This window comes from Clostridium sp. 1001275B_160808_H3 (assembly GCF_015550425.1).
GTDB lineage: Bacteria > Bacillota > Clostridia > Clostridiales > Clostridiaceae > Clostridium.
Genome location: NZ_JADNAT010000019.1, coordinates 54,070 through 71,679, shown reverse-complemented (window position 1 = coordinate 71,679; position 17,610 = coordinate 54,070). Strand labels below are relative to the sequence as shown.

Sequence of the window (17,610 nt, the reverse complement as noted above, 5' to 3'; positions counted from 1 at the left end):
ACTTCACTTCTTATTTTTTCCATATAAAATTAAGTTTAATCACTGCCATCTGCCGTCGCTTTTAGCGATTTAGTTCTTTAATACAATTGCTAATTAATGTACATTTTTATTATACATTAATTATGGGTTATATTTACAAAAAATATAAATATTAATGTTATACTTTTTTATTACTTCACAATAGTATAATAAATCAACACTTAATTAAAACAGAGCCTAATAATTAAATAAAGTAATAATAAATTAAATTAAGTATTTTGGGGAAATATAAATAAAGCAAAAGTAATAAAAGTAAAAATAGTACAAGTAAAATGACAAAAGAAAATAATAGAAGTATATAGGAGGATTGATATGTGTACAGCTTTAACTTTACAAACAAAAGAAGGATATCATTTATTTGGGAGAAATATGGATATAGAGGTTTCTTTTAAACAATCAGTAGCACTTGTTCCTAGAAATTTTAGCTATAAAAATAGAGCTACAAATGAAAGGGTAAATACTAAATATGCGATGATTGGAATGGGAACTATAATAGACGGACATCCATGTTATGCTGAAGCAATGAATGAAAAAGGATTAGCTTGTGCTGGATTGAACTTTCCTGGATATGCTTATTGGGAAGATGATGTTGTAGATGGAAAGATAAATATTCCTCCATATGATTTAATACTATGGGCTTTAGGAAATTTTGAATATATTGAAGATTTAAGGGGTCATTTAGAGAGGTTAAATTTAGTAGCAAGGCCTGTAAATGAAAATGTACCTTTGCCAACACTTCATTGGATTATATATGATTCAAAAGGTAAATGTATAGTTGTAGAAAATACAAAGAGTGGGCTTAATATATTTGAGAATAAGATAGGAATTTTAACTAATGCTCCAACCTTTGATTGGCATATGACTAACTTAACTCAATATATTGGAGTATCTTCTCATCAGCCATCTGAAATAAAATGGGGAGATGTAGAATTAAAAGCTTTGGGTCAAGGTGCAGGAGGAAGGGGAATTCCAGGAGATTTTTCATCACCATCAAGATTTGTAAAAGCTACTTTTTTAAGAAGTAATGCAGTAGTTGGAGATGATTATATATCAGCAATATCTGAGTTTTTTCATATATTAAACTCAGTGGCAATGGTAAAAGGAGCAGTTGTTACTCCACAAAATCTTAATGATATAACACAATATACTTCTTGTATGATTCAAGAAAAAGGAATCTACTATTACAATACTTATAACAATAGTACAATAAATGCAATTGATATGAATAAAGAAAATTTAGATGCTACAGAAATAAAGATATTTGAATATAGAGATAAGCAACTTATAAATTTTGAAAATTAGAATACTAATATTAGGATAGGTATAATGAAGACATTTAAGTAAAAATCAAGTGTCTTCATTATATTTTTTTGTCTACCTTTTACTAAACACTAATTATTACAATAAAACATATAGAATTTACTAGGTATATGCAAGCTAAATCCTAAGCTATAATGATGATGTAAATGTTGTAAGAGAAATGTTGTAAGAGAAATGTTGTAAGAGGTAAATAACAATATTCTTAAAGGCATATGAGATTCTCAAAAACTTAAGATAAATTTCAAAAAGTATGAAAAGAAATTTGCAAAAGATAAATAAGATAAATAAGCATAAAGTTTGCAAGAAAAATTGTGAAAAATATAAAGCAAAAGTAAGATAAAACTAAAATAAGCTTAATATTAACACCAAATAAAAGGTGAAAAATAAGAGTAAGGATGTGATTAATGATGAAGTTTAGTAATGGTTGTTGGTTAAATAAAGATGGAATAACTAGATTTAGTCCACAAGAAGTATATAGTTCTGCTAAAAATGAAAAGGTTTTAACTATGCATACACCATGTAATAGAATAAATCATAGAGGTGATACACTAGGGGGGCCAGTTATTACCTATAAAATTTCTTCACCATTAGAAAATGTTCTTAGAATAAGATCATATCATTATATGGGAGCACAAGATGTGGGACCATATTTTGAAGTGAAGGAAGATAATAAGAATATATTTACAGAAGAAAATGAAGAATTTATAACAGTACAATCTGGAGATTTAAATGTAAAAATAGATAAAAATAATTTTTCAATGGAATTCTATAATGGAGATAAGTATTTAACAAAGAGTGCAAATAGAAGTGCAGCATATTTTAGAGAAACAAATACAAAATTCTTAGATGAAGACAATATTGAAACATACATGAGAGATCAATTAAGCTTATCAGTTGGAGAAGCAGTATATGGACTCGGAGAAAGATTTACTCCATTCGTTAAAAATGGACAATCCATAGATATATGGAATGAAGATGGTGGTACAAGTACAGAGCAAAGTTATAAGAATATACCTTTTTATATAACAAATAAAGGGTATGGAGTATTTGTAAATCATCCAGAAAGAGTATCATTTGAAGTTGGATCAGAACAAGTAACAAAAGTTCAATTTAGTGTTCCTGGAGAATGTTTGGATTATTATATAATCACAGGAAATGATATGAAGGAAGTTTTAGAAAATTATACAAGCTTAACTGGTAAACCTGCGTTACCTCCAGCTTGGTCATTTGGATTATGGTTAACAACATCTTTTACTACTAATTATGATGAAAAAACAGTTAATGAATTTGTTGATGGAATGGCAAGTAGAGATATTCCACTTCATGTATTCCATTTTGATTGTTTCTGGATGAAGGACTTTAATTGGTGTAATTTTGAATGGGATAATAGGGTTTTCCCAGATCCAGAAGGAATGATAAAGAGATTAAAAGAAAAAGGCTTAAAGATTTGTGTATGGATCAACCCATATATAGCTCAAGAATCTTCATTATTTGAAGAAGGAAAAGAAAAAGGATACTTTATTAAAAAGAAAAATGGTGATGTATGGCAATGGGATATGTGGCAACCTGCAATGGCAATAGTAGATTTTACAAATCCAGAAGCTTGCAAATGGTATGGAGATAAATTAAAAGCATTAATGGATATGGGAGTTGATTGCTTCAAGACTGACTTTGGCGAAAGAATCCCAACAAACTGCACATACTTTGATGGTTCAGATCCAGAAAAGATGCACAACTACTATACACAAATATACAACAAGGTAGTTTTTGATGTTATAAAAGAAGTTAAAGGTGAAAATGAAGCAGTATTATTTGCAAGGTCAGCAACTGCAGGTGGACAACAATTCCCAGTACATTGGGGAGGAGACTGTACTTCAGATTATGAATCAATGGCAGAAAGCTTAAGAGGTGGATTATCACTATGCATGTCAGGCTTTGGATTCTGGAGCCATGATATTGGAGGATTTGAAAGTACTTCAACACCAGATGTATATAAGAGATGGGCAGCATTTGGGCTTTTATCATCTCACAGCAGATTACATGGAAGTACATCTTATAGAGTACCATGGCTTTATGATGAAGAATCATGTGATGTAGTTAGATTCTTTACAAAATTAAAATGTAGTATAATGCCATATTTATTTAAGACATCATACGATACATCAATTAAAGGTATCCCTGTAATGAGATCAATGATATTAGAAAATCAAGATGATCCAGCTTGCAGATACTTAGATAGACAATATATGCTTGGAGATAATATTTTAGTAGCTCCAATATTTAATGAAGAAGGAATAGCAGAATACTATTTACCAAAAGGAAAATGGACTAACTTTATAACAGGAAAAGCTTATGAAGGTGGAAGATGGGTAAGAGAAAAGCATGACTACCTAAGCATTCCAATGATGGTTAAAGAAAACAGCATAGTTGCAGTAGGAGCAAACAATAATATTCCTAACTATGATTATGGCAAGGATGTTACTTTAGAAGTATTTGATTTAGTAGATAATAAGGAAGCCTATACAGAAGTATTAAATCAAAATGCAGAAGTGGTATTAAAAGCTAAAGCATTAAGAAATAATAAAGTAGTTACTTTTGATATAGAAGCAAACAATAATTACAGCATCTTATTAAATGGTATTTTCCATGTTGAAAAGATCGAGGGAGCAGATGTTACAATCGAAAAGAGAGGTGTTAGATTAACACCAGCTAATAAAAACTCAAAAATAATATGCACCTTAAAATAAATTTATATTAATAAATATAGCCTCAGTATAAGCTAACAACTTTTGCTGAGGCTAGATTAGAATTGAGAATTGACAGTTGACAATTGAGAACTAAGGACGTTCTGTAAGAATTTCAACCGTAATTCTCAATTGGCCATTATCAATTTTAAATTAATAAAGTGGAGGATTAGTTATGAAAGTTAATGAAAATAATATAGAAGAAATATTAAGTAAGCTTACTTTAGAAGAAAAGGTTGGAATGATACATGGAGCTGGGCTTTTTAGAACAGAAGGAGTAGAAAGGCTTGGAATTAAACCTTTAAAAATGGCAGATGGTCCAATGGGAGTGAGAAATGAGTTTCCTGATAATAGTTGGGTTCCATATGGTTATAGCGATGATTATGTTTCATATCTTCCATCTAATACAGCATTAGCATCAACTTGGAATAGAGAACTTGCTTATAAAGAAGGTTATGTATTAGGAAATGAAGCAAGGGGAAGAGGTAAGGATATAATATTAGCTCCAGGAATAAATATTATTAGAAGTCCACTATGTGGAAGAAATTTTGAATATATGTCAGAAGATCCATACTTAACAAAGGAAATGGCTGTACCTTATATTAAAGGTGTTCAAGATAATGATGTTGCAGCTTGTGTTAAGCATTTTGCAGTAAACAATCAAGAAACAGAAAGATTAAATGTAGATGTTGTAGTTAGTGATAGAGCTTTAAGAGAAATTTATTTTCCAGCATTTGAAGCAGCAGTAAAAGAAGGAAGTGCCTATTCAATGATGTCTGCTTACAATAAAATATGGGGTCATTACTGTGCTCATAATCCAAAGTTACTTCAAGAGATTTTAAGGGATGAATGGGGATTTGATGGAGTATTAGTATCAGATTGGTCTGGAATTCATGATACTAAAGAAGCAGCAGAAGCAGGTATGGATATAGAAATGTCTGTAACTTATAACTTTGATGAATACTTCTTTGCAAACCCAATGATAAAGGCTGTGAAAGAAGGATTAATTAAAGAAGAAGTTATAGATGATAAGATAAGAAATATCTTAAAGTTAATGTATAAATTAAATATGTTTTCTGATGATAGAAAAAAAGGAACATACAATAGTTATGAAAATAGAGAAAAAACTTTGGAAATAGCAAGAGAATCAATAGTCCTTTTAAAAAATGAAGAAAATGTACTTCCATTAAATGAAAAAGAAATAAAGACTGTTGCTGTTATAGGTGAAAATGCTGATATAAGACATTCATTAGGTGGCGGATCAGCAGAAATTAAAGCTTTATATGAAGTAACTCCACTTCTTGGTTTAAAAATGAAGCTTGGTGGAAATACAGAAGTAAAATATGCTAAGGGATACACTTTTAAAGAAGATGAAAGAGAAAATCTATTAAATGAAGCTATTGAACTTGCTAAAAATTCTGATGCAGTAATATTTGTAGGTGGATTAAAACATATTAAGGAAAACTTTGAATTATATCAAAATGCCTTACATTCAAATAAAGAAGAAGATGTAGTAAATATAGATAGTGAAGGCAATGATAAGACAAATATGTTACTTCCATATAATCAATATGAAGTAATAGAAGAATTATTAAAGGTAAATAAAGATACAGTAGTTGTAATAACAGCAGGTTCACCAGTAGATATGTCAAGTTTTAAGGATAAAGCAAAAGCAATAATTCATACTTCATACAATGGAATGGAAGGTGGAGTAGCTTTAGCAGAGGTTCTATTTGGAGATGTTAATCCATCAGGAAAGCTTGCAGTTACTATTCCAAAAAGATTAGAAGATTCACCAGCACACTGCATTGGAGAATTCCCAGGTTCTGATAAGGTTAGATATGATGAAGGTATATTTGTTGGATATAGATATTTCTCAAGTTATGATGTAGAACCATTATTTGCATTTGGACATGGTCTATCATATACAAGCTTTGCTTATGATAATTTAAGAGTTTCAGTAAATGAAATGGGAGATAATATACAAGAGGTAGAAGGTAATTTAGAGAAATCATTAGAAAAGAGCTTAAAAGAAGAATTAGAAAATGACTTAGAAAAAGAATTAGAAGAGAATCTAGAAAAAGCACTAGAAGATGGTTTGAAAGTAATGGTTACTTTAGATATAACAAATATAGGAGATGTGGCAGGAGCAGAGATTGTTCAATTATATATAAATGATGTTGAAGCTACAGAAAAGAGACCCGATATTGAATTAAAAGGCTTTGAAAAGGTATATATAGAGCCAAAAGAAACAAAAGAAGTCACTATAATTTTAGATAAAAATGCTTTTGCATTTTATAAGGAAGATATAAATTCATGGATAGTAGAAGAAGGATATTTTAACATAATTCTTGGTTCATCTTCAGCTGATTTAAGATTAAAGGAAACTATAAATATAAAAAATCAATATAAATTTTAGTTGGTGACTTATGAGTAAGAGATTATGGTATAAAGAAAAAGCAGAGGAATGGGTAGAAGCCCTTCCTCTTGGAAATGGATCATTAGGAGCAATGGTTTTAGGTGATGTATTTAAAGAGAGAATAGCCTTAAATGAAGATACTTTATGGACTGGTATTCCAAAAGATAAAACAAATTATGAAGCAAAAAAATATCTTGATAAAGCAAGAGAATTAATTGATAAAGAAGAATATTTTGAAGCACAAAAGCTAATGAATGAAAAAATGCTTTCTGGATATACAGAATCTTATGCACCACTTGGAGATTTATATTTAGATTTTTATTATGAAGATGAAAAATACTCTAATTACACTAGAGAATTAGATTTAGATAAAGCTTTGGTAACAGTTAAATATAATATAGGAAATACAGAATTTAAAAGAGAAGCCTTTGTTTCTGCAAAAGATAAGGTATTAGTAATAAAGATAACTTCAACTAAAGATCAAAGCCTTAATTTTGATATAAGATTAAATAGTTTATTAAAAAGTCAGAGTAATAAAGATGGAGATATTGGACTTGTTTTAAAAGGGATAGCACCAATTAAGATTTTGCCTAGTTACGTAAGTGATGAAACCATAATTTATGATGAAAATAATGAGCTAGGAACAAAATTCTGTACAAGGATAAGGATTAAAAATAAAGATGGAAAAGTAAATGTTAATGAAGATATATTAGAAGTTAGAAATTCAAGCGAAGCAATTTTAATATTATCAGCAAGTACTAACTTTGAAGAATTTAATATAAAGCAAGGTTCGGCAGGAAGAGATGAAAAGGCTTTAAGCGAAATTATCATAAATAATGCAGAAAAGTTATCCTATGATGAACTATTTAATAATCATTTTAAGGAATATAGCGAGTTATTTGATAGAGTGGAATTTCGTCTAGGAAAAGAAGCAAATAGAAATAATGAAAATGAAAATAAAAATGAAAAAGGACAAAGTAAAAGAAAAAATGAAAATACAAAAGGACAATGGCAAAATATATTAAAAGAAAGTAAGGACAGAGAAGTAGAAAATATAGAAGAACTACCAACTGATGAACGACTTGAAAGATTAAAAAGTGGAGAAGAGGACTTAGGGTTAATAACTCTTTATTTTCATTATGGAAGATATCTTTTAATTAGTTCATCAAGAAGTGGTAGTGAGCCAGCAAATCTTCAAGGAATTTGGAATGAAGAAGTAAGACCACCCTGGAGTAGTAATTATACTATAAATATAAATACAGAAATGAATTATTGGCCAGCAGAAGTTTGTAATCTTTCAGAGTGCCATGAGCCATTATTAAATATGATTAAAGATCTTAGTATATCAGGAGAAAAAACTGCAAGAGAGGAATTTAATTGTGAAGGGTGGACAGCAAATCATAACGTTGATATTTGGAGATATTCCAATACTGTTTTAGGAAGCTGTGAATGGGGATATTGGCCAATGGGAGGTCCATGGATTTGTCAGCATATTTTTGAACATTATGACTTTACTAGAGATAAGGAATTTTTAAAAGAATATTATCCTATTTTAAAAGGTTCAGCTAGCTTTTTATTAAGTTGGCTAAGAGAAGATAGTAAAGGAGTTTTAAATACATGTCCATCAACATCTCCTGAGAATAACTTTTTAGATAATGAAGGCAGAGCTTGTTGTTTAAGTAAATCATCAACTATGGATATATCTATAACTAGAGATTTATTTAATAATGTAATAAGAGTAAGCAATGAGCTAGATATTGATTTAGACTTTAGAGAGAAAATCCAAAAGGCTTTAGATAAATTGCCTAAATATAAAATAAATAAATTTGGTGGTATCCAAGAATGGTTTAAGGATTTTGATGAAAAAGAACCGGGTCATAGGCATATTTCACACTTGTTCGGACTATATCCGGGTAAAGAAATTACAGAGTATAAAAATAAAGATTTAATTGAAGCATGCAAAAATACTCTATCAAGAAGATTATCACAAGGTGGTGGACATACAGGTTGGAGCTGTGCTTGGATAATTAATTTTTATGCAAGGCTAAAAGAACCAGAACTAGCAAATAAATATTTAAATATACTATTAAGCAAACTAACATACTCAAATTTATTTTGTGTACATCCACCATTTCAAATAGATGGAAATTTTGGCGGAACAGCAGGAATAGCAGAAATGCTTATTCAAAGCCACCAAGGATATATAGAAATACTTCCAGCTATACCTAAGTCATGGAAAAGTGGCGAAGTGAAGGGATTGAGAGCAAGAGGTGGGTATACTGTTGATATAAGCTGGAAAGATAATAAACTTATATATGTTAATATTATTTCTGATAATGATGGAATTTGTGAAGTTCATTATAGTAAGTATTTAAGTCAAGAAAATGAGATTGGAAATAAGAATAATGTTTGCAATTATAAAGACGTAATTACATTTGAAGCTAAGAAAGGTTCTACTTATACAATTGCAGGAATGTAAAATATTAAGCCCCAGGGGAAATGTCCCTGAGGCTTAGAAAGTTGGAAGTTAAATAAGTCTTAGTCTACCTGTCTTCCACCCCATTCTATAACTGTAAAGCCTGTTCTTTCAAATTGTTTTAATTCTTGTTCTTTAATTTCTATAGGCTTTTTCAATGGTTTATAAATCATCATAACTCTTAAAATTGAATCTGGTTTTGGGGTTATTTCTAGTTTGGCATAATTATTATATTCTTCACCTGCAAAGGATATAAGATTATATTTATTTTCTTGAAGAATAGGAAGCCAATAAACTATAAATTCATTGTATTCTTTTGGTGTTAAACCTAGATACTCTAACTTTTCTTGTAAAAAGTCTTTTGTATCTTCAGCTTTTACAACAAATCCTTCAGAAATATTTAAGTCTACATTGGGATTTCCTTCCCAAAATAAATAAGAATACTCCTTATTATCTTCTAAGTTAGTTAATGTACCGTCTGGTTTAGCATTAACAGTCCATCCATCATTGTATGTAGGATAAGTAGAAGTAAGTTCACCATCATAGTCCAATTTAACATTAATAGTTTTTTCTTCAGCTGGATATAAGTAAATTACTGGTTTACCGTCAGCTCCATATTCAGAACATCCAAATAGAAATAGTGTAGAGCATGATAGTAAGGCAAGTGATAGAGTTGATTTAAAAGATCTCATAAAAACATCCCATTAATATAAATTTGATATGAAATAGATATAATTTGATAACGTAATAAGATATAATGATATTAGAAATATCATAAGTTATTTTGGATTTAATGTTCTTAACATAATTATACAGGAAATAAGTGGGTAAAGTATATTTGTAATATATAAAATATACTTTTATGGTTCATAAATGGTTTAATATTTTCATCTTTAGTTCTTTTGAAAAATTCATTTAGGCAAATTATTAAATTTTAAGAGGTAAATGATATTCATATTAAAAGGTATGATATAATCAATGTAATAAAAACTATGATTAGAAATAAGAGGGGATTTATGAATATTAAATTTAAAAATAATATAGAAGATATAGAAAAATTATTAGAATATAATTATTTAAAATCTTTTTGGTGGAAAAAATATTATATGTTTTTAAGTGTAATTGCAATATTAACGCCAAGTATAGTTATTATATATACAATTAGAAGTGATCCGAAATTTTATCTAAATATTTTCATATTAAGCTTTTATGCATTAATTATAATAGCTTTAACTTTATTTATAATATATCTTTTTTTGAAAATTTTGCCTAAATTGATGATGAAAAGACTTAAAAATATTGCGCATAAGTATTATAAAAAAAAGCAACTATTTTCAGCTGAAAAAATAATTCTTTTAAAAGATGAATATATAGAGGTTAAATATAATGAAAAAAATTTAAATATTAACTTGGATAAAAATATTTTTGTAGATCAATTTAAGGGGTATATAATTATATCATCTGTTTTCATGAAGAATAAAATAAAAAAAGTATATCCGTTAGTAATTCCAATAACTATATTTGAAAGTGAGCAAGATAAGGAAATATTTATAACAAATATAGAAAATAAAAAATGAATTTAAAGTATCAGTAGGAGTAGAGAAGATAAATTTAAAACTTTTAGGTCTAAATATTAAGATTAATAGCAAAGAAAAACGACATCCATCCGCTCAAGATTAATGCCGTTCTTCTTGTAACAATTTACACTATCAATAGCCCAACGTAAAACGTTCTAGGGCAAGCATCGTATTAGCCGTACGATGCTTTTCTTATTTATATTATATCATTTATTTTTATTTTATACACTATTTTATTTTTTAATAATAATAATTGGTAGTAATTTAATAAACAAATATAAGAAAAATCTTTAGAGACATCCTCTTTTTATATTATTAAAGAGATTTATATGAAAAAAGTTATTAACTAAACTAAAGGGATTAACTAAATTCCATTTTACGGGTATCTTAGTTATTACAACCTTAAGCCCATAAATTTCTATTAATAAATTATTTATTTATAGTTTTTAATATAGCCACATCTTTAGCTTTTAATATTATATTACCTTTTACAGCTGTATTGTTTAATAGATTTATATATTCCTTATCATCTAAAGTTATATTAACTTCATCATTATTATGATTTAAAATAAATGTTAAGCTATAATCATCTTTGAATCTTCTAGTAATTTCAACTCCATCAACATTTGGAATATCTATTAATAAATTATTTTCCTTAGAAAGAGAATTTGCAAAGTCATTTAAGAAGTTTTGTTCAGGATTTGCTCCTATATAATAAGCCTTACCGTTGCCATAAGTGTTTACTGTAAACACAGGAGAATCTTTATAGAAGTCTGATCCATAAACAGCAAGTGGAGTAGCCCCTTCTAAATTGATGATATCGCAAACCATATCGCATGTATAGCTATCTTTCATAGCATAATTTTCTACAGGATTTACTTTTGTTCCTTCATTAGAAATAGAGTTTATATTACTAGTTGTAGTTACTGTGTTATTAAATTTAGTAACTACAGTATTTGATGTAGTTACTATGTCATTAAACTCAGTACCTACATTGTTGGATTTATTATCTATTTTATTTGATGTAGTTACTGAAGCATTAGATGCAGTACCTACATTATTAGAATCATTATTTATTATATTTTCTGTAGTTACTACGTTATTAAATTCAGTAACCACATTTTCTATTTTTTCAGTATTTGTTGCATTGCTTAAATTATTTCTAAAGTTAATAGAATTGTTCATATCTGGTGGAAGGGCATCTATTTCTTCAACCCAAAGTCCTAGCATGTCTCTAAGCTCTGCTGGATAACCTCCAAGTTGAACTAGATCATTTTCATTTACATATCCACTAAAGTAAGTAGTTATGAAAGTTCCTCCATTTGAAACATAGTTTTTAATATTGTTAGCAACTCCATTATGAAGCATATAAAGTACTGGTCCTAATACTACTGAGTATTTAGTGAAATCTCCATTTGGTTCAACAAAATCTACAGCTACATTAAGGTTATGGAAAGCTTTATAATACTTTTCAATTTGCTCAACATATCTAAGTTGAATAGATGGACCACTTGAAAATTCTACTGCCCACCAGTTGTCCCAATCAAATATAATAGCAACTTTTGCATCATATTTTGAATCGATTATTGTATCTCCTAATGATTTAAGTTCTTCACCAAGCTTTGCACATTCTTTAAATGTTCTAGTGTTTTCATGTCCAGCATGTGGAATAACTGCAGCATGATATTTTTCACAAGCTCCAATGGATTGTCTCATCTGGAAGAACATAACTGTATCAGCTCCATGAGCAACTGCTTGATAACTTAATAGCCTCATAACCCCAGGTCTTTTTACACTATTATAAGGTTGCCAGTTTTGTTGATTTGGAGTTTGTTCCATTAGCATAAAGGGATCCCCGTTTTTTAAGCCTCTCATTAAATCATGACGCATTGAAGTATCACTTGGGTGAGCATTTAAACCAGGATAGTTGTCCCAAGAAACTATATCCATATGCTTAGCCCATTTAAAGTAATCCAAAGGCTTAAATGTACCCATAAAATTAGTTGTAATTTTTATATCAGGAGTTATAGTTTTTAAAACATTATATTCACCTAAGTAACATTCAAGGATAGAGTCAGACATAAATCTATTATAATCTAAAGCAATTCCTTGAAAGTTAGTGCATTGCTTATCATAGCCATACCAAACTTCACTTAAGCCAGAAGGTGCAACTATTTCATCAAAGCTATAAAGGGTGTGGCCCCAGAAATTCATATTCCAAGCTTTATTAACATTTTCAATAGTTTTGTATTTATTTTTAACCCATTCCTTAAATTTATTTTCACAATGCTCACAATAGCAATAGTTATCATATTCATTTCCTATATGCCAAGCTATTATGTTTGAATAATCCTTATATCTTTCAGCGAGTTTTGTAGCAAGTTTTACAGAGAACTCACGATATTTTTCACTATTTGGGCAAAAGTTAACTCTTCCTCCAAATTTTCTTTTCATGCCATTAAAGTCAGTAGGTAAAATTTCAGGATACTTTTTTGACATCCAATTAGGTTGAACAGCAGTAGAAGTAGCCATACAAACAAAGATATCGTTTTCCTTAAGTAGATCTAATATTTCATCTAACCACTCAAAATTATAAGTATCTTCATCAGGTTGTAATAATGCCCAGCTAAATACAGGTAAAGTTACAACGTTTATATTAGCATCTTTAAAAAACTTCATATCTTCAATTATTATTTCTTTTGGCCATTGATCAGGATTATAATCCCCACCATAAAGTATGAAAGGTGTTTTTGAACTAATCATTTCATTCCCTCCTATATATTTTTTAAATACTTATTACACTAGTACTGTAACTTATTTATATATAATTAACTAAAGTTTATAATAGAAAAAAATTTATTAATACGTTATTAATTATATTAAAATTACTAAAAAAATTAGTGGTTTTATTGGGATATCGTAAAGTGTGTATGTTTACATAAATAAAAAGATACATTAAAATAGTATTTATAATATAAATGTTTACATAAAGAAAACTCGTTATAAATTACGAATTAAATATAGTGATATGTATTAACTTTCCGATTTTTATATAATTTCGAAGACAATTCTAAATTTAAGATATCAAAGATGACTAAATTTTTATAATTCTCTGCGCTCAAACAATAAAAATTTTTAACGCCATATTAGATATTTTAAATAAGAATTGTAGTTTCTCATTATAATGAAATTTCCAATTTAATACATATAATTAATGAGGCTAATTCTTAATTTAACTGTGTAAAGTGGCAGAATATAAATCTGCGAAGATAAATTGACTGTGGAATAAGCATATAGCGAGAAATTAGAAGCACTTGACGTGGAAAAAGATAGTAGGCATTAGTGTTGCTTAATTGTCTGAGCGTAGCGAGTTAAGCAAAACTCTTGGAATAGTAGTTTTCTGATTTTTAATAGGAAAATCTACTTAAGACAAGCTTCAGTAGATGGACTTTCATACTAAGCTCAGGTGTAACTGCGTTTAACTTCACTAAGTATTCAATGCCTGCACAGGTATCTAGCTTGTAGAATATATCTAATTATCGTAGCCTTTATATTCTCAATTTATAACAATTAAGGAGCAGTTATGAACAAGCTAAAAAGTAGTTTGAATTTTTTAAAAGGTAGCTTAAATATTCTGAGAAATATTTTGAATAATATGAAAATTAGGACTAAGCTTTTAATTGTATATTTTATTATCGTTGTAGTTACCGTTTTAACTGTTGGGGTTTATTTTACTACAAAAATGAGTAAGGTGGTAGTTGAAAATTCACAAAAGGATGCAAGATATACATCAAAACAAATTAAACAACGATTAAATGAAACTTTAAGGTTTGCAACATCAACATCTGATATGATTTATCAAGATGAGAATCTTCATGATATAGTTAAAACTGAATACCAGGATTATGGGAGCAATGTAAATGCTTATAATGAGTATCCGATTTTAAGTAATTATTTAAGATACTATAATGACCTATCTACAATAAGATTATATGTAGAAAATCAATCAATATTAGATAACTCAGTTATAGTTAAAGTAGATGATACAGTTAAAAATAGTGATTGGTATAATAATGCAAGGGAAGATAAAGGGGGAATAACATGGCAGTATAATTTTGATAATATAACCAAGAAGTATAGTTTATCATTAATTAGAGATATATATTGTGATATACATGGGCATATTGGAGTGTTAGTAATAAGCCTCCAAACTTCAAAGCTAAGGACAATAATTTCTCAGCAACCATTTCCAACAAGTATTTTGATAGATGGAACAGTGGTAGCTTCAGATGAATATGAGGAAGGTAGTGAATTAGTTTTAATTCATAATAAGGATGAAGTAGATTATTATAATGATGTTAAAGAAGAAGTTAATTTAGGTCAAAATTATGTTATTTCAGAAAAATACAAGATAGATAAATCTTTTAATAACATATTTGAAATAGCAGTTAGTGTTCCAGTTTATAAAATAATGGAACAATCAAGAGATGCAATTGATAAGAGTATAGCTATAATAAGTATAGCAGTAACAATATCATTAATTATTATATTATATTTTTCAAAGTTATTTTCGGATAGAGTAGGTCTTTTAAGTGCAGAAATATCTAAGGTGGTTGAAGGAAACTTTGAGATAAAAGAAAAAATTGAAGGTAAGGATGAAATAGGTTATATTTATCAACATTTTTATACTATGGTTGAGAGTATTAAAAAGCTTATAGATGAAGTATATGTTAAAGAAATTGAGCAAAAAAGCCTAATTGTAAAACAAAAGGATGCAGAATTTAAGATGCTTGCCAGCCAAATAAATCCGCATTTTCTATATAATACTTTAGAAACTATAAGGATGAGGGCATTTTGTAATGGAGACAGAGAGCTTGCTAATATAGTTAAAAAGCTGGGGAAAATCATGAGAAGAAATTTAGAAGTTACCAATGAAGTTGTTACTTTAGAATCAGAACTTGATATTATAGGAAGCTACTTAGAGATACAGGGGTTAAGATTTAAGGGAAAAGTCGAATATGAATTTAAGATTGAAGTAGATACAAGTGAATATGAGATTTTACCTTTATTATTACAACCAATAGTAGAAAATGCTTTTGTTCACGGTTTAGAAAGTAGTACAAAAATTGGGAAAATAGAGATTTCTATATATGATGAAGTAGGATATTTAATAGTAGAAGTTTCAGATAATGGAGTTGGAATAACTAATGAAAAATTAGACTATATAAATGGAAAATTAAGAAACTATAATAATGAAAATAAAAAGAGCATAGGCATAAGTAATGTTAATGAAAGAATAAAGATGTTTTATGGGGAAGAGTATGGATTATATATTTTAAGTACTGTAGATACTGGAACTAAAGTAATAATATTATTGCCAAGTAAAAAGCAATTTGAGTTTATATAAAAATTCATCTAAATAAAATAGATATTTTAGCTTTGAGATGACAGAAATAATATACATTTTACGACTTAAATTTTTACTAGAAAAGGGGGAGAATTTCAATGTTGAAAGTTTTAATAATTGATGATGAGCCTTATGTAAGAGAGGGATTAAAGCATGTTATAAATTGGAGAGAAAATGGTTTTGAAATATGTGGTGAAGCAGCAGATGGAGATGAAGGGTATTCCAAGATTTTAGGTTTAAAACCAGATATAATCTTAATTGATATACAAATGCCAGGGAAACTTGGACTAGATATAATAAAAGACTTTAAGGAAAGTGGTATTAAAGGTAAATTTATAGTTATTAGTGGGTATTCAAACTTTGAATATGCTCAAAAAGCAATTAAATATGGAGTTAAAGAGTATTTATTAAAACCTATAGATGAAGATGAACTTTTAGAAATAGCATTAAAGTTAAAAAAAGAAATAGAAGAAGAGAAAAAAAATGAAGCAAGAGGAGAAAAAAGTAAAATAGCCTTAAGACAATATGTACTAACACAGTTAATTGCAAAAAAAGATGTAAGTGAATATGAAGATATAAAAAATAGCTTAAATACCTCAAGCTTCCAAGTTGCACTTATAAGCAATTCTTTAAATCAATATAATTTTGATAATATAGTTAAAATTGAAGAAGTGATTATAAATAGCATAGATGAAAAGGAAAATATAGATGTTATTAAGTTAGGGGATAGACTAGCCCTAGTAATAAGAAATATAAATGTAAATTATGCTCATAAATTATTAACCAATGTAAAGTTGAGTTTAGATAAAAACTTAGGAGGAAATAATTTTATAGCATTAGGTGAAGATGTAAATGATATTGAAGATATTTATAAGTCTTATAGAAGTGCAAAGAATTTAACAAATAATAAATTTTTATTCAGCAATTCAGCTATAGCATCTAATTTACAAGTTCAAAAAGAAAATATAGATTTAAATTTAGATGAAAAGAAAATCCTTAATAAGATAATTACTTATACTGAAATTGGTCAGAAGGATAAACTTAATGAAAATTTAAATATATTAGAGAAGTTAATTAGAGCAAAAGGATTTAGAGAAGATGAAATTAAGTTTACAATAACAAGAACTCTTTTAGATTTTAAGGAAAAGATAAAACAGGATTATAAGCTTAAAGAGGAAAGTTTAAAAATTGAAGAAAAGATAATAGATAAAATTTATTTAGAAGAAAATTTAAAAGGAGTAATAGAAGTTTTATCTAAAGGATTATCTTCTATATCAAAGGAAATTAGTACGAGCTCTAATAATTCATCAATTAAGAGAGTAGTTAAATATGTGGAAAAAAACTATTATAAGGATTTGAAGCTTGAAAATTTAGCAGAGATATTTAATTACAATAGTGCTTACTTAGGGAAGATCTTTAAAAGTTATACAGGAGAATCTTTTAATACTTATTTAGATAAAATTAGAATTGAAGAGGGTAAAAAGTTATTAGTAGAAGAAAATCTTAAAGTTTATGAAGTATGCGAGCGTATTGGATATAAGAATATAGATTATTTTCATAGTAAATTTAAAAAGTATGTTGGTATAAGCCCACTAAATTATAAGAAACAGAAAGAAATGTAAAAATAG

The 17,610-nt window shown here is 28.2% G+C and carries 9 protein-coding genes; 7 read left to right on the top strand and 2 right to left on the bottom strand.

Annotation, left to right across the window (positions count from 1 at the left end; translation table 11 throughout):
- Positions 1 to 351 precede the first annotated feature (351 nt).
- From bsh to I2A75_RS13895, 4 genes are all read left to right on the top strand, one after another.
- Positions 352 to 1,341, top strand: a complete 990-nt coding sequence (bsh, locus tag I2A75_RS13910; protein ID WP_195265519.1) for a choloylglycine hydrolase — start codon at positions 352 to 354, stop codon at positions 1,339 to 1,341.
- A gap of 425 nt (positions 1,342 to 1,766) precedes the next feature.
- Complete coding sequence (yicI, locus tag I2A75_RS13905; RefSeq protein ID WP_195265535.1) at positions 1,767 to 4,106, top strand: alpha-xylosidase; 2,340 nt, start codon at positions 1,767 to 1,769, stop codon at positions 4,104 to 4,106.
- A 172-nt stretch (positions 4,107 to 4,278) separates the two neighbouring features.
- Entirely contained in the window at positions 4,279 to 6,522 is a 2,244-nt protein-coding gene (locus tag I2A75_RS13900; RefSeq protein WP_195265517.1) for a glycoside hydrolase family 3 C-terminal domain-containing protein, read from the top strand.
- A 10-nt stretch (positions 6,523 to 6,532) separates the two neighbouring features.
- Positions 6,533 to 9,001: a glycoside hydrolase family 95 protein gene (locus tag I2A75_RS13895; RefSeq protein ID WP_195265514.1), complete on the top strand. Its 2,469-nt coding sequence runs from the start codon at positions 6,533 to 6,535 to the stop codon at positions 8,999 to 9,001.
- Between the two features lie 59 nt (positions 9,002 to 9,060).
- Here I2A75_RS13895 and I2A75_RS13890 read toward each other — a convergent pair whose 3' ends face one another.
- A complete protein-coding gene (locus I2A75_RS13890; RefSeq protein WP_195265512.1) occupies positions 9,061 to 9,690 on the bottom strand; it encodes a hypothetical protein in 630 nt (209 codons plus the stop codon).
- Positions 9,691 to 10,014: 324 nt separating this feature from the next.
- Between I2A75_RS13890 and I2A75_RS13885 the strand changes: the two genes are divergently transcribed.
- Positions 10,015 to 10,575: a hypothetical protein gene (locus I2A75_RS13885; RefSeq protein WP_195265510.1), complete on the top strand. Its 561-nt coding sequence runs from the start codon at positions 10,015 to 10,017 to the stop codon at positions 10,573 to 10,575.
- A gap of 429 nt (positions 10,576 to 11,004) precedes the next feature.
- Here the strand turns inward: I2A75_RS13885 and I2A75_RS13880 are convergent, their stop codons facing one another.
- Positions 11,005 to 13,338 carry a beta-galactosidase gene (locus I2A75_RS13880; RefSeq protein WP_195265508.1) on the bottom strand — a complete coding sequence of 778 codons (2,334 nt, stop codon included), beginning with the start codon at positions 13,336 to 13,338 and terminating at the stop codon, positions 11,005 to 11,007.
- Between the two features lie 820 nt (positions 13,339 to 14,158).
- On the opposite strand from I2A75_RS13880, the gene I2A75_RS13875 reads away from it, so the two are divergent.
- Entirely contained in the window at positions 14,159 to 15,982 is a 1,824-nt protein-coding gene (locus tag I2A75_RS13875) for a histidine kinase (protein ID WP_207733833.1), read from the top strand.
- Positions 15,983 to 16,080: 98 nt separating this feature from the next.
- Positions 16,081 to 17,604 (top strand): response regulator, encoded by a 1,524-nt coding sequence (locus I2A75_RS13870; protein ID WP_195265504.1) that lies wholly within the window; start codon positions 16,081 to 16,083, stop codon positions 17,602 to 17,604.
- Positions 17,605 to 17,610: the final 6 nt, after the last annotated feature.